Below are 18,267 nucleotides of genomic sequence, written 5' to 3'. Positions count from 1 at the left end.
AAATATGGCTCAAGCATCCGGCCTCATGGCAGGCAAACGCGGCGTCATCATGGGTGTCGCCAACAATCGTTCGATTGCGTGGGGTATTGCCAAGGCCATTCATGCGCAGGGCGGAGAAGTTGCGCTTACCTATCAGGGCGATGCGCTGAAGAAGCGTGTCGAGCCGCTCGCCGCCGAAATCGAAGCGACGCTGGTCGGCCACTGCGACGTCGCCGACGAAGCCACCATCGACGCCGTTTTCGAAAATGTCGAAAAGCTGTGGGGCAAGATCGATTTTCTCGTGCATGCGATCGGCTTTTCCGACAAGGACGAGCTGACCGGCCGCTATATCGACACCTCGCCCGACAATTTCACCAAGACTATGCAGATCTCCGTCTATTCCTTCACCTCGGTCGCACGCCGCGCCGAGAAGCTGATGACGGAAGGCGGCTCGATGCTGACGCTGACCTATTACGGCGCCGAAAAGGTGATGCCGAACTATAACGTCATGGGTGTCGCCAAGGCCGCGCTCGAAGCCAGCGTCAAATATCTCGCCGTCGACCTCGGGCCGCAGAACATCCGCGTCAACGCCGTTTCGGCCGGACCGATCAAGACGCTCGCCGCCTCCGGCATCGGCGATTTCCGCTACATTCTGAAGTGGAACGAATATAACGCCCCGCTGCGGCGCACCGTCACCATCGAAGAAGTCGGCGATGTCGGCCTCTATCTGCTGTCCGACCTGTCGCGCTCCGTCACCGGCGAAGTGCACCACGCCGACAGCGGCTATCATGTCATCGGCATGAAGGCGGTCGACGCGCCGGATATTTCGGTCGTCAAGGACTAATGCCTCCGGAGTCTGGACCGTGCTTATCTATGTGATCAGACACGGTCAGACGGACTGGAATGCCGAGCGCCGCCTGCAGGGTCAGAAGGACATCGCGATGAACGCCACGGGCCTGGAACAGGCCCGGCGAAACGGCATTGCGTTGGCTGAGATTCTCGGCGAGACGGTCGGCGCGTTCGATTTCGTCGCCAGCCCGCTCGGGCGCACGCGCGCGACTATGGAAATCATGCGTGCCGCCATGGGACTGCCGCCGCTTGCCTATCGCACCGATCCCCGGCTGGTGGAGATCTCCTTCGGCGATTGGGAGGGTTCGACGCTCAAGGAGCTGAAGGCGACGCAACGCGAGCGGGTGGCCGAACGCAATGCCTCGAAATGGGATTTCATCCCACCCGGCGACGATGCGGAAAGCTATGAGATCCTCTCCTGGCGCACCGGCGCATGGCTGCGCTCCGTCGACCGCCCAACGGTCTGCGTCACCCATGGCGGCGTCATCCGCACGCTTTTCCAGATGATCGCCGACCTGCCGAAGAGCAGCGCGGCCGAAGGCGGCATTCCGCAGGACCAGATCGTCAGGATCGACACCAATGACCGGACGATCGTCTGGCTGTAGGTCGTCACCAGCCAGCTTTCGCTCAGTAGGTCGGATTGAGTTACGAGCAAGTTGTTAGGCCCAAGAGATCGCCGATATGTGCCCCTTGCATGTTCAATTTGCGCTGATTGTTGGATGATCGGTGCGCACTCCGGCGGATGGCCATCCGCCGGAGTGCGGACGGCCGGGACCGCAGGCCCCTTGGCTTGAACCGGGGATGAGATTGGTCCGGCCGTCCTCGCGTTTGTCCTGAACAGATGATGGGGAGCAAGTCCCGCATGCAAGGCAAGGTTTCGTTCCAAGAAGACGCGATGCCGGTAGTTTATGCCGGTGTGGACGTGAGTAAAGAGTGGCTGGATGTTCATCTGCATCCGCTGGGCGAAAGCCGGCGGTTTAGCAATGATAAGGCCGGCATCGGCCAGCTGAAACGGCTGCTGGCCAGGTATCGGCCCGAACGCATTGTGATGGAGGCAACCGGCAAGTTCCATCGCCCCGTCCATCGCTCGCTATGGTGCGACGGCTTTGCCGTCGCCGTGATCGACCCGCTGCGCGCACGCATGTTTGCCCGCGCCTGCGGCTATCTCGCCAAGACCGACCGGCTCGACGCCCGTTTCCTGGCGCTCTTGGCCGAGAGCCTGCGCCCGCCGGCTGCCGCGCCGCCAAGTCCTCACATCGAAGCCTTGCAGGAGCTGGTCAATGCACGATCGGCAGCCAAAGACGACCTTACCGCCCTGCAAAATCGCAGCAAGACCGCCACCACTGCGGTTCTGCGCGGCGAACTCAACCGCCTTGTGCGCAGGCTGGAACAACATATCGACCGTCTCGACAAAGAGATCGAGCGATATGTCGGCAAGGATCCGCAGCTCTGCCGCAAGGCCGAGATCCTCACCTCCATTCCCGGCATCGGCCGCGTCACGGCCCTGGCCTTGATGGCCGGCATGGACGAGTTGGGCAGTTGTTCGGGCAAGCAGGCCGCCATGCTGGCAGGCCTGGCCCCAATCGCCAACGACAGCGGTGCGCGAACCGGACGGCGTTCCATCCGCGCCGGCAGGCCCGCACCCCGGCGCGCCCTCTACATGGCCGCCTTGTCGGCATGTCGCTACAATCCCGCGCTCGCGCGTTTCGCAGAAACCCTCAAAGCCGCAGGAAAACCAGCCAAGGTCGTCCTTGTCGCCATCATGCGCAAACTGCTCGTGCTGGCAAACTGTCTTCTCTCTCAGGATCGACTCTGGACCCCAAATCCACCTTGACAACCAACACAGATTCTCATCCGGCTGCCGCCACCTTCTCCCCGCGCGCGGGGCGAAGGGACATGCCGCACTCTCTCGCTCCCATCGACCTCTCGCAGGGCCCGTCCCCTCGCCCCGTTTACGGGGAGAGGGTTAGGGTGAGGGGCCGCGATCGGCGCGAACCTCGCCGGATCATTCGCCAGAATCCTCTTACTTGACGATGTCGAGATCGTTGATGACGCGCTTGCCGTCAACCTCGGTGTAGAAGACGATCACTTTGACGCCGGCTTCGAGGCCGTCGAAGTTGAATTCCTCAGGTGCCTGATAGGTCTTGCCGTCGTCAAGCGTCAGCACGAGATTGGCCGTATCGACCTTCTTGATCGTCGCCTCGACATCGGCGCTCTCGGCAAAGCCGCTCATCGGCGACAGGAAACTTGCTGTGGCCAAAAGCGTGGCGACGACGAAACGCATGGCAACAATCCTTTTGAAACGCTGCACGAGAACACTGGCCACAGATAAGCTCCTGAATATGGCGAAAATTGCCCGTAAGGATGGCTTTTCCCGCCCAATTGATGAATAGGATTTTAAATATAATCAAGATGCCGCGTTAACCACGCCTTTCCCACCCTCCCGCAGTTTTCAGCATCGAAAACAGGCAATCGTAAATTAACCCCTGCCTCCTAAAGTTACCGGGAATATGAGGGTCTCATTTTGCTATCCAGGTTCGGCGACGGCAAGCAGTTTCGGCGCGTGTTGAAGAATACCCGCGTCTCGTTTCTGGTTTCGTCGTTCGTCGCCGTCATCGTCACCATGGTCGGCTTCGCCCTCGATCGGGCCAATACTGCCTCTGATGTGCGCGAACTTCATATACGCACCGAAAGCGAAATGAACCTGTTGCGCGCCCGGGTGGCGGCCGAGATCAACATGGATCTCAGCGTCGTCCGCGATCTCGCCAACCTGACCTCCGTCAACGGCACGGCAAACAAGGCGGAGATGGAGCGCCAGATCAACTGGCTGCTGATCCAGAACCCGGCTTTCGTTCATATCGCCGTCGCGCCCGATTTCATCATCAGCGACATCTATCCGACGCAAGCCGGCAATGAGCGGATCGGCCGCGACGTGCGTGAGGTCCTCTTCTCGCAAAAGGCGATGACGCGCGCAGCCGGCGATCAGTCGGCGCGCTTCTACGGCCCGATCCGGTCCGGCGGCCGGGACGTCTTTGCTGTCTTCTTTCCTGTCTTCGTCAAGGAAAACGGCCAGCGGCGCCTCTGGGGCGCGGTGGAGGCGACCATCGACCGGAAGATGTTTTACGAGGCGACCGGGCTGATGCCGGCGCGCGACCGTGAAAACCAGGAGCGCTTTCCCAATCTCGACCACCTTTCGATCGCCGTCCGGGATATCGGCCCGCTGGCCGGGAAAGCCGATCGTCCGGCGCCGTTCTTCGGTTCGGCCGGCACCGACGACAAGGATCCGATCCGCCGCCAGATCAGCTTTGCCGGCGGCAAGTGGGAGCTTTCCGCCGTCCCGAACGACGGCTGGACCGCAATACCGGAAAACCGGACGGAGTTGCGGCTGATCGTCTTTGCCGCCGGCTGCATCATCATCGTCCCGATCTTCCTTGCGACGCTGCTGCTCGGCGAACGCAATCGCAACATCGCCGAGCTGGAGACGCGCGAGGCAAAACTGATGGAAGTGTCGCAGCGCCTCAACCTGGCGCTCGAATCCTCCAATATCGGCATCTGGGAGCTGCAGGACCATTCGACCAGCCTGCTCTGGGATGCGTGCGCCGCCGCCCTGCACGGCAAGCCGGCGGAGGAAGGAAGCCGGCCGCTCGACGAATGGCTGGCGGCGATCCTGCCTGAGGATCGTGAGATCGCCGAAGTGCATTTCTTCAGCTGCAGCATCGCGGGTGCTGCCTGCACGGCGCAGTACCGCATCATGCTCGCCGACGGCGGCATCCGGCATCTGCGCTCAGTCGGGGCGCTCTACAGGGATGCCGGCGGCGCCGGCAAGACGATCGGCATCGTCTGGGACGTGACCGCCGATGCGGAGGCGACCGAGGCGTTGCGCAAGGCCAGGGATGTGAGCGAGGTCAAGAATGCCGAGCTGGAGCTGGCGCTTGAAGAGCTTTCGAGCCGCGAGGGACAGCTCGCCGAGATTTCCAGCCGGCTCGATCTTGCGCTCAATTCCTATCGCTGCGGCATATGGGAGGCGCGGCCCGACCGGGGCGGCTCGATCTGGAACGAGCGAATGCACGAGCTATACGGGCTGGCGCCGCGCAACGGCTTCATGACGGAGGAGATCTGGCTTTCCCGCATCCACCCGGAGGATCGGGGGCTGGCGCTCGAAAGCGCGCGTCACTTCAAGCGAAGCGGCGATACGCATACCCTCGTCTGCCGCGTGATCGTCGACGACGGCTCGGTGCGCTATGTCCGCTCGGTCGGCAAACTCCACCAGACGGCTTCCGGCGAGATGAAGATCATGGGCATTGCCTTCGACGCCACCGAAGACATGCTGATGACGATCCGGCTCAAGGCCGCCAAGGACGAAGCCGTCGCCAAGAATATCGAGCTCGAGCTTGCCAAGGACAGGATCGAGCACAATTCGCTGCATGATCCGCTGACCGCGCTCGCCAACCGCCGCAAGCTCGACATCGCGCTCGAAAACCTGACCCATGACGGGCGCCGGCAGCGGCAGAAATTCTCGATCCTGCACATCGATCTCGACCGCTTCAAGGATATCAACGACACGCTCGGCCATGCGGCCGGCGATGCGATGCTGGTGCATGCCTCGAAGGTGCTCGCCAAGAATGTCCGCGGCAGCGATCTCGTCGCGCGCATCGGCGGCGACGAATTCGTCATCCTCGCCGGCGATGTCGGCGACAAGGAGATGGCCGAGCTTGCGACGCGGATCGTCGAGGAGATGCGTCAGCCGATCGATTTCCAGGGCTTTTCCTGCCGCTGCGGCGTGTCGATTGGCATCGCGCTCGCCAACGGCATCCATATCGATGCGCGCAAGGTGCTGATCAATGCCGACATCGCGCTCTACCGTGCCAAGAGCACCGGCCGCAACCGCTTCGAATTCTTCAATCACAATCTCCAGGCCGATATCATCAACACCAAGCGCACGGCCGACGAGATCCTTGCCGGCATCGACAACGGCGAATTCACCGCCTGGTATCAGCCGCAATTCTCGGCCCGGACGATGGAACTGACCGGCGTCGAAGCGCTGGTGCGCTGGAAACATCCGTCCAAGGGGTGGCTTGCGCCCGACAAGTTCCTGCGCATCGCCGACGAGATCAATGTCGTGCAGACGCTCGACCGGATCGTGCTGGAAACAGCGCTGCGCGACAAGATGCGCTGGACGGCGCTGGGCATTGCCGTTCCCAAGGTTTCCGTCAATGTTTCGGCCCGCCGGCTGCATGACGGCAGCCTGCTGGAATCGCTCGCCGACCTGCATATCCGCCCTGGGGAACTTTCCTTTGAACTGGTGGAATCGATCTTCCTCGACGAGAGCGAGGACGTGGTCTCGCAGAACCTCGAACGCATCAAGGCGCTCGGCATCGATATCGAGATCGACGATTTCGGCACCGGCCATACCTCGATCGTCAGCCTGCTGAAGCTGAAGCCCAAGCGGCTGAAGATCGACCGCCAGCTGGTGCAGCCGATCATCGGCGCGTCGCAGGAGCGGGCGCTGGTCAGCTCGATCATCGACATTGCCCGTTCGCTCGGCGTCGAGACGGTGGCCGAGGGCGTGGAGACGGCAGCGCATGCCGCCCTGCTGCGCGATCTCGACTGCGATATCCTGCAGGGCTACGCCTTCTCGCCGGCGCTCTCCTTCGACGATTTCACCGCCGAGGCGACCGGAACCGGATGGCGGCTGGCTTCGTGACGGCCGTCCTGTTGCCAAGGAGGGAAACAGGATTTCGGCAGCAGCCGGTTTGGCGCAAAGAAAGGCTTTTGCCCCGGCGGCTTTTTGGCCTATGAGTGTCGCGCCCTTTTCAAGCAATGGCGCGGCCGGCGGCGACCGGCCCTGGCGCCACCGTGGGAACACATGTCGCACAATACATTCGGTCACCTCTTCCGCGTAACCACCTGGGGCGAAAGCCATGGTCCGGCGCTCGGCTGCGTCGTCGACGGCTGCCCTCCGGGGCTGCGCTTCAAGCTCGCCGATCTCCAGGTCTGGCTCGACAAGCGCAAGCCGGGCCAATCCCGCTTCGTCACGCAGCGGCGTGAGGACGACCTGGTGAAGGTGCTATCAGGCGTCATGCTGGATGCCGACGGCGAGACGATGACGACGACAGGCACGCCGATCTCGATGCTGATCGAAAACACCGACCAGCGCTCCAAGGATTATGGCGAGATTGCCCGGCAATACCGCCCCGGCCATGCCGACTATACCTATGACCTGAAATACGGCATCCGCGACTATCGCGGCGGCGGCCGCTCCTCGGCCCGCGAAACCGCCGCGCGCGTGGCAGCCGGCGGCATCGCCCGCCTCGTCGTGCCAGGCGTGACCGTTCGCGGCGCCCTGGTCCAGATCGGCAAACACAAGATCGACCGGCGCAACTGGGATTGGGACCAGGTCGGCCAGAACCCGTTCTTCTCCCCCGATGCGGCGATCGTGCCGGTCTGGGAGGAATATCTCGATGGCATCCGCAAGGCCGGCTCCTCGATCGGCGCGGTCATCGAAGTGATCGCCGAGGGCGTGCCCGCCGGCCTCGGCGCGCCGATCTATGCCAAGCTCGACCAGGATATCGCCTCGCTGCTGATGTCGATCAACGCCGTCAAGGGCGTGGAGATCGGCAACGGTTTTGCCGCCGCCGAAACATCGGGCGAAGACAATGCCGACGAGATGCGCATGGGCAATGACGGCACGCCGATCTTTCTTTCCAACAATGCCGGCGGTATTCTTGGTGGAATCTCGACCGGGCAGCCTGTTGTCGCGCGTTTCGCCGTCAAGCCGACCTCCTCGATCCTGACCGAACGCCAGTCGATCGACGCCGACGGCAAGAATGTCGATGTCCGCACCAAGGGCCGGCACGACCCCTGCGTCGGCATTCGCGCCGTGCCGATCGGCGAGGCGATGGTCGCCTGCGCCATCGCCGATCATTATCTTCGCGACCGCGGCCAGACCGGCCGTCTGAAATAGGAGCGTCCATGTCTTACGATCAGAAACGCGTCGTCGACGCCATCAGGGCCTTCGAGGCCGGCGAAATCGTCGTCGTCATGGACGACGATGACCGCGAGAACGAGGGCGACCTGATCGTCGCCGCCGTGCACACCACGCCGGAAAAGATGGCCTTCATCGTGCGCCACACCTCCGGCATCGTCTGCGCGCCGATGCCGAAGGAAGAGGCCAAACGCCTCAACCTCAACGCCATGGTGGCGGAAAACGATTCGGCCCACACGACGGCCTTCACCGTCTCGGTCGATTTCAAGCACGGCACGACGACCGGCATCTCGGCCGACGACCGGACGCTGACGGTGCGCAACCTCGCCAATCCGAATGTCGGGGCCGCCGATTTCGTCCGTCCCGGCCATATCTTCCCGCTGGTTTCGCGCGAAGGCGGCGTGCTGATGCGCTCCGGCCATACGGAAGCGGCGGTCGACCTCTGCCGGCTCGCCGGCCTGCCGCCGATCGGCGTCATCTCCGAACTCGTCAACGATGACGGCACCGTCACGCGCGGGCCGCAGGTGGTCGATTTTGCCGAAAAGCACGGGCTGAAGCTCGTCTCCGTCGCCGATCTCATCGCCTATCGCCAGCGCAAGGAAACGCTGGTCGAGCACGGCGCGAGCTTCGACATCGACACGGCCTTCGGCAAGGCCAAGGCCCATACCTATGCCCTGCCCTGGGACCCGATGCAGCATCTCGCCGTCGTCTTCGGCGACATCCGCGACGGCATCGACATCCCGGTGCGCCTGCATCCGGAAAATGTCGCCGAGGACCTGTTCGGCAAGAAGAGCCCGGTCGATTTCTACATGGAGAAGATCGCTGCCGAGGGGCGCGGCGTCATTGTCTATCTGCGCGAGGGCTCCGTCGGCGTCGGCCATTACGACAACGGCCGCAAGGCCCGCAGCCAGGGCCGCGAGGCACATGCCGAAGCGCAGAGCCGCGAAAGCGAATGGCTGGAAATCGGCCTCGGCGCCCAGATCCTCAAGGACCTCGGCGTCAGCTCGATCAAGCTGCTGACCAGCCGCGAACGCCACTATGTCGGCCTGGAAGGTTTCGGCATCAAGATCAGCAAGACGGAGATTTGCTGAGTACTCCCCTTCTCCCCAGCGGGGGTCCGAAGGACGGGTCGAGACCCGCGGCTCGACCCCGGTTAGTGGCCCGAAGGGTCGGATGAGGGGGCCGCACGGTACACCGTCCATGCTGCCCTTCGCTTGCGCTCAGCGCATTCGCGGCTTTGCCGCTCACCCCCTCATCTGCCTGCCGCCATCTTCTCCCCGCTGGGGCGAAGGGGCGTCGTGGCAACGCCTCGGTCCCTCGGTAAGCAAGATTATATCGGACGACTTCGCTTACCCTCTCCACCCGTCGAGCAACACCACCTTCTCCACCTCCGCAAACCGCGCCACGCGCTCCAGCTCCGCCTCCAGCCGCTCCAGCCGTCCGGCCGACGGCTTCACCCCCGGCTCCAGCCAGAGCCGCCTGACATCGAGCGTCGATTTCTTCCGGTCCGCCTTCATGTCGATGCGGCCGATCAGCTTGTCGCCCTCGAGCAGCGGGAAGACGTAATAGCCATATTCGCGCTTGGCTTCCGGCACGAAGACTTCGATGCGGTAGAAGAAGCCGAACAGGCGTTCGGTGCGGTTGCGGTCGCGGATCATCGGGTCGAAGGGGCTGAGCACTCGGATGCGCGGCGGGGCAGCCGGGTAGCTGTCGAGCGTCGAGAGAAAATCGGCAAAGGCCCAGGACGGCCGCGGCTTGGCCCCGAGTGCCGGCTCGATCAGCACTTCGGCCAGTTCGTCGCGATGGGCGGATACCCAGGCCTTGGCTTCGTCAGGCGAGACGAGGTTCCAGAAGGCGGCGATCTCTCCATGGGTGGCGAAGCCGAGGCGGGTGAGCGCACTGCGGCAGGCCCAGTCGACGAATTCCTCGCGGCTCACCTCCGGCTCGCGGAAATGGGCGGGGACGACGCGCTCGGTGAGATCGTAGATCTTCTGGAAGTTCGAGCGGCCGGCGATGGCGAGTTTGCCGGTGTGCCAGAAATATTCGAGCGCCGTCTTGTTCGGATGCCAGTTCCACCAGCCGCCGGATACATGGCCATCGGCCTTGACGTCGCGGGCCAGCATCGCGCCGTCGCGCCGGACGCGCTCATAGGTCTCCTCGAAGGCCGCCTCAAAACCCTCGCCGCGCCATTTGCGCCAGCGCTCGATCAAGACCTTTTCCTGGTGGCGGAACTTGTGCTTCCAATAGACGAAGAAAGCGCTCGGCAGGATCGAGGCGTCGTGCGTCCAGTGCTCGAACAGCGCCCGTTCCTGTTCAAGCAGCGCCGTCAGATGCTCGCGCCTATAGGTCTGGTTGCGGGAAAACAGGATCTGATGATGCGCCCGCTCCACCGTCTGGATGCTGTCGACCTGGACGAAACCCAGCTCATGGATGAGCTGCAGCAGGCCTGATTTGGTCAGGGCGCGGTTCGGTGGCGTGCTCAATCCCTGCTTGGCAAGGAAGACACGGCGGGCGTCGGCATTGGAGAGCAGATTCGTCATGGATGCATCATACCGCGGAAAATCTTCCTAGCCACCCGATATCGCTATCGGATGTCGACAGCGAGGTTTGCTCTTTGTAGAAGCACTGCTGTCAGGTTGGCGCCGGTGACCGCGACTGCCCCTCACCCTAACCCTCTCCCCGCTCGCGGGGAGAGGGGACGTGCCAAACGCAGCGTCGAGGTAGAGGGAAACGGTGCGGCATATCCCCTTCTCCCCGCCTGCGGGGAGAAGGTGGCGGCAGCCGGATGAGGGGCTGGTCTCCGCGGAGCTGCCCATTGAAGGCGCTTTCCGGCGTCGCCGATGCGAGGGTTTGGTTTGGATATTCAGTTCGAAGGCGCCGGGGTCAGTTTCGGAACGCGGGTGGCGCTGGCGCCGCTGACGCTCGGCATCAGCGGCAAACGCATCGGCGTCATCGGGCTCAACGGTTCGGGCAAGACGACGTTTGCGCGGCTGATCAACGGGCTGACCAAGCCGACGGTCGGCCGCGTCACCGTCAACGGCCGCGACACGGCCGATGAGAAGGCGGCGGCCCCCGATGTCGGCTTCATCTTCCAGACGCCGCAGAACCAGATCATCCTGCCAATCGTCCGCGACGACATCGCCTTCGGGCTGAAGCGGCACGGGCTCAGCAAGGCGGAGATCGAGGCGAAGGTCGCGGGCATTCTCGCCCGTTTCGGCGCCGAAGCGCTCGCCGATCGCCGGGCGCACGAGCTGTCCGGCGGCGAGCTGCAGGTGGCGGCCCTCTGCTCGGTGCTGGTGACCGGGCCCGGCATTCTCATCCTCGACGAGCCGACCAACCAGCTCGATCTGAAGAACCGGGCGCTGGTCGAGCGGATTATCGCCGGGTTGCCGGAAAGCGCCATCGTCATCACCCATGATCTGGAGCTGATCGCCGGTTTCGAACGGGTGCTGCTGTTTCACGAAGGGCGGCTGGCCGCCGATGCGCCGGCGACTGAAGCGATCGCCCGCTACAGGGAGATCGCCGCCTGATGCAGTCGCTTTATGTCGAAGGCAACAGCCCGATGCACCGGCTTTCCCCGCGGGTCAAGCTGGTATCGCTTGCGGTCTTCGGCGTCCTGCTGTTCGTCAGCCAGAATATCGCCCTGCTTTCCGGCTTCGTGCTGCTGACGGCGGTTGTCTACCGCACGACCGGCCTGCCGCTCGGCGAGGGGCTGCGGCGGCTGCGGCCGGTCTTCCTGACGATCGCGGTCGTGGCGCTCTTCAACCTGCTCTTCAACCCCTGGCAGGCAGCACTCGTGCCGGTGCTGCGGCTGACGGCGCTGATGCTGCTTGCCGCCGCCGTGACGGCGACGACGTCGATCGCCGCCTTCATCGACGAGGTGACGGCGCTCGCCCGCCCGCTCGAACGCACCGGCTTCGTGCAGGCCGACGATATCGGCTTGGCGCTGGGGCTGGTTCTGCGCTTCGTGCCCGAGATTGTCGGCCGTTACCAGGCGATCCGCGAGGCCCACAAGGCGCGCGGGCTGAAGGTCCGGCCGACGAGCCTGCTGGCGCCGCTGATCATCCTGACGCTCAGGGATGCGGATAATGTCGCCGCCGCGATTGACGCGCGCCGCATTCGACGGCATGGAAGTTAACCAATTTTAACCACGGAGTTCATGATGAGCACCCGCGACCTCGTCCTTACCGCTCTCTTTGCCGCGATCATCGTGGCGCTCGGCCTGCTGCCGCCGATCTCGCTCGGCTTCATCCCGGTGCCGATCACCGCCCAATCGCTCGGCGTCATGATGGCCGGTGTCGTGCTCGGCGCCCGGCGCGGCGCCATTGCCGTGCTGATCGTGCTGCTGCTCGTCGCCATCGGCCTGCCGGTGCTTTCCGGCGGCCGCGGCGGCCTTGCCATCTTCGCCTCGCCGACAGCAGGCTTCCTCGTCGGCTGGATCTTCGGCGCCTTCGTCACCGGTTATCTCAGCGAGCGCCTGGTCAATCACGGCCAATCCGGCCTGGTGCAGACGGTGAGCTTCTTCCTCGCCGCCATGGCCGGCGGGATCGTCGTGCTCTATGCCTTCGGCATCGCCTATCTCGCGACCGTCGCCGGTCTCGGCTTCACCAAGGCCTTCGTCGGGTCGATGGCCTTCATTCCGGGCGACGTCATCAAGGCTTTCGTCGCCGCTCTGCTCGGCCGGGCCGTCATGGTCGGCTATCCCCTGCTGCCGGCGCGCGCGTAAGGCGCCTCGATCGCAAATACATGCAGTGGCCGTCTTCACCCGAAGGCGGCCATTTGCGTTTGCGGCACGCCAAGACCCGCTTGCCTGCGGCGCAGGCTTTGCGTCTCGATGCTGATGGATTGAGGAAGGAAGGCTTGTTGCGAGCAAGGTAAAGCTTGGAATACAGGCAACAAAAAACCGCCTTGAGGCGGTCGGGCATTCTATCGATTTCAGTTTGATTTAGTCTCCTCCACCTCCGTCGCCGCCGCCGTCACAGCCGCCGTCGTCCGAGGCGTCGAACCAGCCTCCCCCGCCATCGCCGGAGCTTTTTGACCTGCGCCTGCCACTCGCAAATATCAGGACAAAAACCAGGGCGAAACATGCGAAGAGCATGGCATCCGGAAAAAATGAATCCAATCGGTCTCCTTTCATTTGCTTCAGGAAATCTTGTTTCCTGATAGAAACTGTAGACTATTTCCCGATTTCCGCAATAGCTTTAATATGAAGCTTTTATGACATCCGGGATCGCGTCAAAACGCCCTGTCTTGTCCCCGCTACCCCGACTCCGCGCTGCTGCCACTGCAGCGCAGAGTATCACGCCCTGGGGTGTTCAAGCTGCCGCTCTTTGCGGAAAGAGCACGGCTTGCGGGGCAGCCTTGACACCAGCCACGATCAGGGGATCCCGATAAAGCCGAGGAGACGGTATTCCCAGCCTGGAATGCAGCGTTGCGGCCGAGCCTGGCAGGAACGGGAGGAGGCAGCGGGCAACGGTCGCAAGGCCGTAGATCTGCTCGGCCAGGCAAGCGCCAAGACGTTCGGTGGTCGCTTTGCGATCCTCCGAAGCGGGATCGGCAAGCAGCGTTTTCGCATCCGCCCATGGTGCACCTTTTGTAAACCGCCGGTTCGCCTCACCGACAAACTCGAAAATATCAGCGAGGCCGACATGGAGTTCGTAGGTATCGAAGGCCCGCGCCACCTTCCCCGGAAGGCGGTGAGCTTCCAGCACGAACTCGTTCTCCGGCACCGGCGGTACAATGCCGCCGAACGACTGATATAAAAGGGCAAGCACCCGGTTGGCGAGATTGCCGAGCTGGCCTGCGAGCTCTCCCGACCATGCGGCTTCGAGACGCTCGCCCGAGAAGTCGCCATCGTCTCCCGAGCGTATGTGCCGGAGCAGGTAATATCGCAGCGCGTCCGGCGTTCCGTAGGCGTCGATGATGCTTTCCGGGTCGATGCCATTGCCGGCCGACTTCCCGATTTTCCTGCCATCCACCGTGACGTAGCCGTGCACGAGGATCGACGACGGCGGCGGCAGGCCGGCGGACAGCAGGATGGCCGGCCAGTAGATGGCGTGGAACTTGGAGATGCCCTTGCCGACGATATGGATGCGTTCTCCGCCATTCCAATAACGCTGCAGAAGCGTCTGATCGGATCCGTGCCCCAGGCCTGTGAGATAGTTCGCAAGGGCGTCGAACCAGACATAGACAACGTCATCCGCATCGGGACCACCCCCATCGGGGACCGGAACGCCCCAGCCTCTCGCCCGTTCTGCGCTGCGCGACACGCTGATGTCGGTCAGGCCACGGCGCACCAGGGCAAGCATTTCGTTGCGCCGATGGGCTGGAACGATGCGAAGCGCCCCGGTCTCGACGAGTTCGAGGAGCCTGCCGCCGTATCGGGAGAGACGGAAGAACCAGTTCTCCTCACGGACGATCTCAAGAGCGATACCATGTTCCGGGCAGCGCCCGTCATCGAGTTCCGATGGCTCGTAAAATTGCTCGCAGCTGACGCAATAGAGGCCCTCATAGGCCTTGCGATAGAGGTCGCCGTTTTCAGCGCAGGCCCGCCATAAGGCGTGGACACAGGCGACATGCCTTGGATCGCGGGAGGTGCGGACGAATTCCTGGTTGGAGATATCGAGCCGGCCGCCAAGACGCTCGAACCTGTCGGCGTTGGCATTGACGAAGTCCCTCACCTGTAGTCCCGCGGCTTCCGCGGCCCTGACATTCTTCAGGCTGTTGTCATCGGTCCCGCATTGGAACCTGACGTCATGACCGAGAAGTCTGAGATGACGGGTATAGGCATCGGCCTGGACGAGTTCGAGGGCAAAGCCCACATGCGGCGCGGCATTCACATAAGGGATGGAGGTGGTGATATAGATGTCGGTCTTGTTCATCGGTGTTTCCTTTCGAAGGCTGTTATTGCCGGCGAGACGGATCGACCCATGAAAAAACCGCCTCGAGGGCGGTTGCTGGTGCATATGGACGCACGAAACCCGCCACGCTATGAGCGCGGCACCATCATCACGAAAGTGCTGATCACGTTGTTGTCCATACCATTTTTCTAGCATCAAGGGTGGTTTCGGACAAGCGCGCTGTTTGAGCCGGGACACTTTGCCATCCGCCCGTCGAGCGCCCGCCTTGGCGGAGCCTATTCAACGAATGGCGAACCGGCGGATCGGCATTCCTTCGTGAACCATTCCGTAAAACGGCGCACGGGACCTGAACAATGGAAGCGGTTCGGAATATTGAGCCAGGCGACCCCGCACGCGCATGAAGGCCGGGCTTGCGCCTCCAGAATTCACCGCATCAGCAGCGACACCAGGCCGACCCGAGAATTGACCCCGAGTTTGGCATAGATGTTTCTCAGGTGGGTTCTGACGGTTTCGTAGCTGATATCATCGGCCATCGCCACTTCCCTCGGCGAATGGCCCGATGCGATGCTCGAGGCGATGCGGATTTCCGTCGCGGTCAGCTTGTAAAGCTGCATCAGCAAATCGCGCCGCTCATTGAGCGGCGTCGCCACGATCGGCTCGACGATCACCGCCACGGTCGGCCCCTCCAGAAACTGCGTGAACGCATCGGAGTGCAGCCGGACGAGGGTGATGCGGTAATTATCCTGGTTGCCGCCCTTGACGATCGCCGTGTGTGGTTTGGTCTGCACGCCGTTTCTGGAGGTCAGGAATTCGAGAACCGCAGCCGTCTTCTCGCATTGAAGTGCGAGCGTGCCGTCGGCACCGATCCGCACAGGCAAGCCGGCGGCCAGCAAGGCCTCTGCGCTTTTATTCCAGCGACGGGCTTTGCGTTGCTCCGAGACATAGATCAATCCGACGCCGATGCTGTCGAACAGGGTCTGCGTCGCCTCTTCGTTTGGTGCAAAAAGATCGCGCTTGCGAATGAAGTCGAAAGCCCTTCTCAGATGCGGCGCGAGCTGCGTGTAAAGCTTGGCCGCCTCGCTGTTGAGATCGGGGTCCGCCGACGTCGTGCAGGCCGACAGGATGAAGGTGCGGTTTTCCTCGCGAATGATCGAGACGCCGACGCTCGTCTCGCATCCGGTCTGCCGCTTCAGCCAGTCATTGTAAAACTCCGATTTGACCAGCTCCTCGCGCGGAACGATCTCGTCGCCGCACAGGCCCTGGCCGACGGGTACGCGATCCAATCTCGGAATCCAGGGATTGACCGAGGCGAAGTGGCTCATGAACTGATCGATCTCGGACTGCGAAAATCCCGACATGAAGGGAACATGGGCGACGGACGAGGTCAGGTCGTGATAGTGAAGCGCCGCCTTGCCGCCCGGCGACGTCTGCGCAAGGCGGTCCAGGAAATCCTGCCAGCTGCACTCTCCGAACAGACTTCCATAAATCATATCCGTCAGAAGAGATGAGACGTCAGTCGATTGAATCATGAGTGATTTTCAACCTAAGCGAATATAGACATCTGCGAAGATTGAATAGTGTTGCCTTCGCAAATGCAACATAATTCGACCGCCGTATATCGGACATTCCGAATTGAGCAGGAAATACTTCGACGAGAGCAAGCCTCACCTTCAACCGCCGCTTGTTGCGGCAAGACATTGCTTTTTCATCGTGCATGCACCCACCGCTTTACCTTGATCTGCTACGGCGAGCTTGTGTCGTGCAGCGGCGATGCCTTTATTGTCGCGAAGAAACATGGACGAAGCTGACACCTGCCGATTCGCCCGGGCGACGAACGACGACAAGGTTATGGCGACCATTGACGGGATCATGGTTGATGATCCGATAATCACCGAGAAATGGATGGTGAGAACACGACCGTTCACCAGGCGGCTCGCGCGCCGGCGAATACTTACAATGGTCGCCTTCGCCCGAAAGGCGGCCGGTGAGCTTTGGCGCCTAAACTCGAGACTCTTTCGTCTGAAAACCCGCAGCCCGTTGCCCGAGCCTCTCGAAAGCCGCGCGCAGAACACTGCGGATCGGAGGTTCTCCCCATTTGCAAACGGCCAAAGAGATTGCGCAGACAATCACCAGGGCCAGACCAAGCGCCAAGAGCGGTGTTACTCCCAGACCGGTCAGCCAATCGAGAAGCTGGATGCCGATCGTGAAATGCACGAGATATAGTGGATAGGTCATCAAGCCGAGAGTCTTGACCGATTGAAGCAGCGCGTCCGGCAGACGACTGATCTGCCTGGCGTATCGCACGCTTGCAATAATGATCATCAAACCCATCACCCAGATCGAGATTGCGGCAAGTGGTGAGAACGCGTGACCCGTGGCGGCAAGCGTACGATCGCTGACACTGCCGCCTGCCATGTAAATCTGAACGGCGCCTGCCGCCAAGGCGCAGACGAAACCCGCGCGAGAAATTCGGCTCATCCGCGCGTCAGACAGAAGCCAGATGTAGATGTAAATGCCTATAGAAAATTGGCAGCCATAATAAAAAGGGATGGCTCGCCACGCGGTCTCCGTGAAGATGCCCAAAATGCCTGAACCAGGAAACGCGTACAAGAGGGCGATGAAAATCGTGCTGGCCAGCGACAGGCCGAGCGCCAGGGCAGGCATCCTCGCCTTTTGACGCGTCACACACATGATAAAGACAAGGGTGTAGAAGCATATCTCGCAAGCCAATGTCCAATATTGGCCGTCGATCCAGGGCCCGCCAGGATAGAGGGTCACCGATCGGAGATAGTTCTTGATCACACGCCTGTTGATATCTTGAGTCGCAATGACGATAAGGGTCAGCGATGCACAGATCCATACGGCCGGATACAGCCGCAGAATTCGTCCTTTGAGAAATGACATCGCATTGGCCGAAGCGGCGGAGTTGATGATCACGAGCCCGGATATGACGAAGAACAGTTCGACGCCAACCCATCCAGGCTGGCTAATGTTCTCGATCAAGGGCATTTTGTAGGGCCTCAAATATAGCGGCGAAGCCCAAGAAGCAAATCCTAGGTGAAACATCGTCACCATCAACGCACATGCAAATCGCACCGCATCAATTCCATAAATATACGGGCGTCCGGTTTCAGATTTCGTCATGTCGACTCCCTACTGGCTCTCGGCGCAGCTGCCTTAACTTGGAATTTTCGCGATTACAACCATCTTGTAACCCGCAGATTATCTGGGCGCTGCGTGAATTGCCTTCGAGTTGTTTGAGCAGCTCTGGGAATTCCGATCTTTGGCGGTGGCCGATGGCGGCTGTTCAGCCGAGCGACGGCAGTCCTCGCGGAATGGCCGGATGCGATGCCTGCGGCGATCAGAATTCCATGACCGTCAGCTTTTAAGGCTGCATCTGCAAATTGCGCCGCTCATCGAGTGGGGGCGCCACGATCGGTTCGACAATCACCGCATAGTCGGCTTCCTCCAGGTCCTCGGAGAATGCATCGGAGTGGCGCCGTGTGCGACGGCCTCCCTATTCCGCGAGGCGATCAAGACTACAACTCGAGCATTTTATGGCTTCGCCGGCGTTGGATTTTCCGGTCGGCGGAA

General features: G+C 62.0%; 15 protein-coding genes. 9 read left to right on the top strand and 6 right to left on the bottom strand.

The features are described from left to right. The first annotated feature begins 4 nt into the window (after positions 1–4). From fabI to CO655_RS02940, 3 genes are all read left to right on the top strand, one after another. Complete coding sequence (fabI, locus tag CO655_RS02950; RefSeq protein ID WP_097605453.1) at positions 5–823, top strand: enoyl-ACP reductase FabI; 819 nt, start codon at positions 5–7, stop codon at positions 821–823. Positions 824–842: 19 nt separating this feature from the next. Continuing rightward, entirely contained in the window at positions 843–1,433 is a 591-nt protein-coding gene (locus tag CO655_RS02945; protein WP_097605454.1) for a histidine phosphatase family protein, read from the top strand. A 257-nt stretch (positions 1,434–1,690) separates the two neighbouring features. Continuing rightward, positions 1,691–2,662 (top strand): IS110 family transposase, encoded by a 972-nt coding sequence (locus CO655_RS02940; protein WP_097663727.1) that lies wholly within the window; start codon positions 1,691–1,693, stop codon positions 2,660–2,662. Positions 2,663–2,851: 189 nt separating this feature from the next. Here CO655_RS02940 and CO655_RS02935 read toward each other — a convergent pair whose 3' ends face one another. Further along, a complete protein-coding gene (locus tag CO655_RS02935) occupies positions 2,852–3,112 on the bottom strand; it encodes a DUF1344 domain-containing protein (protein WP_003569889.1) in 261 nt (86 codons plus the stop codon). Positions 3,113–3,352: 240 nt separating this feature from the next. On the opposite strand from CO655_RS02935, the gene CO655_RS02930 reads away from it, so the two are divergent. The 3 genes from CO655_RS02930 (at position 3,353) to ribB (ending at position 8,904) form a co-directional block, all read left to right on the top strand. After that, positions 3,353–6,532, top strand: coding sequence for an EAL domain-containing protein (locus tag CO655_RS02930; RefSeq protein ID WP_097663726.1), 3,180 nt, complete (start codon positions 3,353–3,355; stop codon positions 6,530–6,532). Between the two features lie 162 nt (positions 6,533–6,694). Continuing rightward, entirely contained in the window at positions 6,695–7,792 is a 1,098-nt protein-coding gene (gene aroC / locus CO655_RS02925) for a chorismate synthase (protein ID WP_064686198.1), read from the top strand. An 8-nt stretch (positions 7,793–7,800) separates the two neighbouring features. After that, a complete protein-coding gene (ribB, locus tag CO655_RS02920) occupies positions 7,801–8,904 on the top strand; it encodes a 3,4-dihydroxy-2-butanone-4-phosphate synthase (protein ID WP_097579968.1) in 1,104 nt (367 codons plus the stop codon). Between the two features lie 258 nt (positions 8,905–9,162). Here ribB and CO655_RS02915 read toward each other — a convergent pair whose 3' ends face one another. After that, positions 9,163–10,353 carry a winged helix-turn-helix domain-containing protein gene (locus CO655_RS02915; protein ID WP_097663725.1) on the bottom strand — a complete coding sequence of 397 codons (1,191 nt, stop codon included), beginning with the start codon at positions 10,351–10,353 and terminating at the stop codon, positions 9,163–9,165. 315 nt (positions 10,354–10,668) lie between these two features. On the opposite strand from CO655_RS02915, the gene CO655_RS02910 reads away from it, so the two are divergent. Genes CO655_RS02910 through CO655_RS02900 form a run of 3 tightly spaced genes read left to right on the top strand, consistent with a single transcriptional unit; the run spans position 10,669 to position 12,539 of the window. Continuing rightward, positions 10,669–11,343 carry an ABC transporter ATP-binding protein gene (locus tag CO655_RS02910; RefSeq protein WP_010034209.1) on the top strand — a complete coding sequence of 225 codons (675 nt, stop codon included), beginning with the start codon at positions 10,669–10,671 and terminating at the stop codon, positions 11,341–11,343. After that, a complete protein-coding gene (locus CO655_RS02905; protein ID WP_097663724.1) occupies positions 11,343–11,951 on the top strand; it encodes an energy-coupling factor transporter transmembrane protein EcfT in 609 nt (202 codons plus the stop codon). The genes CO655_RS02910 and CO655_RS02905 overlap by 1 nt, the downstream gene beginning before the upstream one ends. A gap of 24 nt (positions 11,952–11,975) precedes the next feature. Further along, a complete protein-coding gene (locus CO655_RS02900) occupies positions 11,976–12,539 on the top strand; it encodes a biotin transporter BioY (RefSeq protein ID WP_038687284.1) in 564 nt (187 codons plus the stop codon). Positions 12,540–13,128: 589 nt separating this feature from the next. Here CO655_RS02900 and metG read toward each other — a convergent pair. The 4 genes from metG to CO655_RS02880 form a co-directional block, all read right to left on the bottom strand. Beyond that, positions 13,129–14,694 carry a methionine--tRNA ligase gene (metG, locus tag CO655_RS02890; protein WP_097663723.1) on the bottom strand — a complete coding sequence of 522 codons (1,566 nt, stop codon included), beginning with the start codon at positions 14,692–14,694 and terminating at the stop codon, positions 13,129–13,131. Between the two features lie 404 nt (positions 14,695–15,098). Continuing rightward, positions 15,099–16,202, bottom strand: a complete 1,104-nt coding sequence (locus CO655_RS02885; protein WP_097663722.1) for a helix-turn-helix transcriptional regulator — start codon at positions 16,200–16,202, stop codon at positions 15,099–15,101. A 141-nt stretch (positions 16,203–16,343) separates the two neighbouring features. Then, positions 16,344–16,598 carry a hypothetical protein gene (locus CO655_RS33265; protein WP_141514279.1) on the bottom strand — a complete coding sequence of 85 codons (255 nt, stop codon included), beginning with the start codon at positions 16,596–16,598 and terminating at the stop codon, positions 16,344–16,346. A gap of 73 nt (positions 16,599–16,671) precedes the next feature. Beyond that, a complete protein-coding gene (locus CO655_RS02880; RefSeq protein ID WP_097663721.1) occupies positions 16,672–17,817 on the bottom strand; it encodes an acyltransferase in 1,146 nt (381 codons plus the stop codon). Positions 17,818–18,267 lie beyond the last annotated feature (450 nt).

Source organism: Rhizobium sp. M1, from assembly GCF_002531805.1.
In the GTDB taxonomy this organism is placed as follows: domain Bacteria; phylum Pseudomonadota; class Alphaproteobacteria; order Rhizobiales; family Rhizobiaceae; genus Rhizobium; species Rhizobium etli_C.
The sequence above is the reverse complement of the archived record's forward strand: the minus strand, read 5'-3'. Positions and strand labels throughout refer to the sequence as shown.

Excerpts from the sequence above, each read along its gene's own strand:
- fabI (WP_097605453.1), top strand. The coding sequence starts at position 5 with ATGGCTCAAGCATCCGGCCTCATGGCAGGCAAACGCGGCGTCATCATG.
- CO655_RS02940 (WP_097663727.1), top strand. The coding sequence starts at position 1,691 with ATGCAAGGCAAGGTTTCGTTCCAAGAAGACGCGATGCCGGTAGTTTAT.
- CO655_RS02935 (WP_003569889.1), bottom strand. The coding sequence starts at position 3,112 with ATGCGTTTCGTCGTCGCCACGCTTTTGGCCACAGCAAGTTTCCTGTCG.
- aroC (WP_064686198.1), top strand. The coding sequence starts at position 6,695 with ATGTCGCACAATACATTCGGTCACCTCTTCCGCGTAACCACCTGGGGC.
- ribB (WP_097579968.1), top strand. The coding sequence starts at position 7,801 with ATGTCTTACGATCAGAAACGCGTCGTCGACGCCATCAGGGCCTTCGAG.
- CO655_RS02915 (WP_097663725.1), bottom strand. The coding sequence starts at position 10,353 with ATGACGAATCTGCTCTCCAATGCCGACGCCCGCCGTGTCTTCCTTGCC.
- CO655_RS02905 (WP_097663724.1), top strand. The coding sequence starts at position 11,343 with ATGCAGTCGCTTTATGTCGAAGGCAACAGCCCGATGCACCGGCTTTCC.
- CO655_RS02900 (WP_038687284.1), top strand. The coding sequence starts at position 11,976 with ATGAGCACCCGCGACCTCGTCCTTACCGCTCTCTTTGCCGCGATCATC.
- metG (WP_097663723.1), bottom strand. The coding sequence starts at position 14,694 with ATGAACAAGACCGACATCTATATCACCACCTCCATCCCTTATGTGAAT.
- CO655_RS02885 (WP_097663722.1), bottom strand. The coding sequence starts at position 16,202 with ATGATTCAATCGACTGACGTCTCATCTCTTCTGACGGATATGATTTAT.
- CO655_RS02880 (WP_097663721.1), bottom strand. The coding sequence starts at position 17,817 with ATGACGAAATCTGAAACCGGACGCCCGTATATTTATGGAATTGATGCG.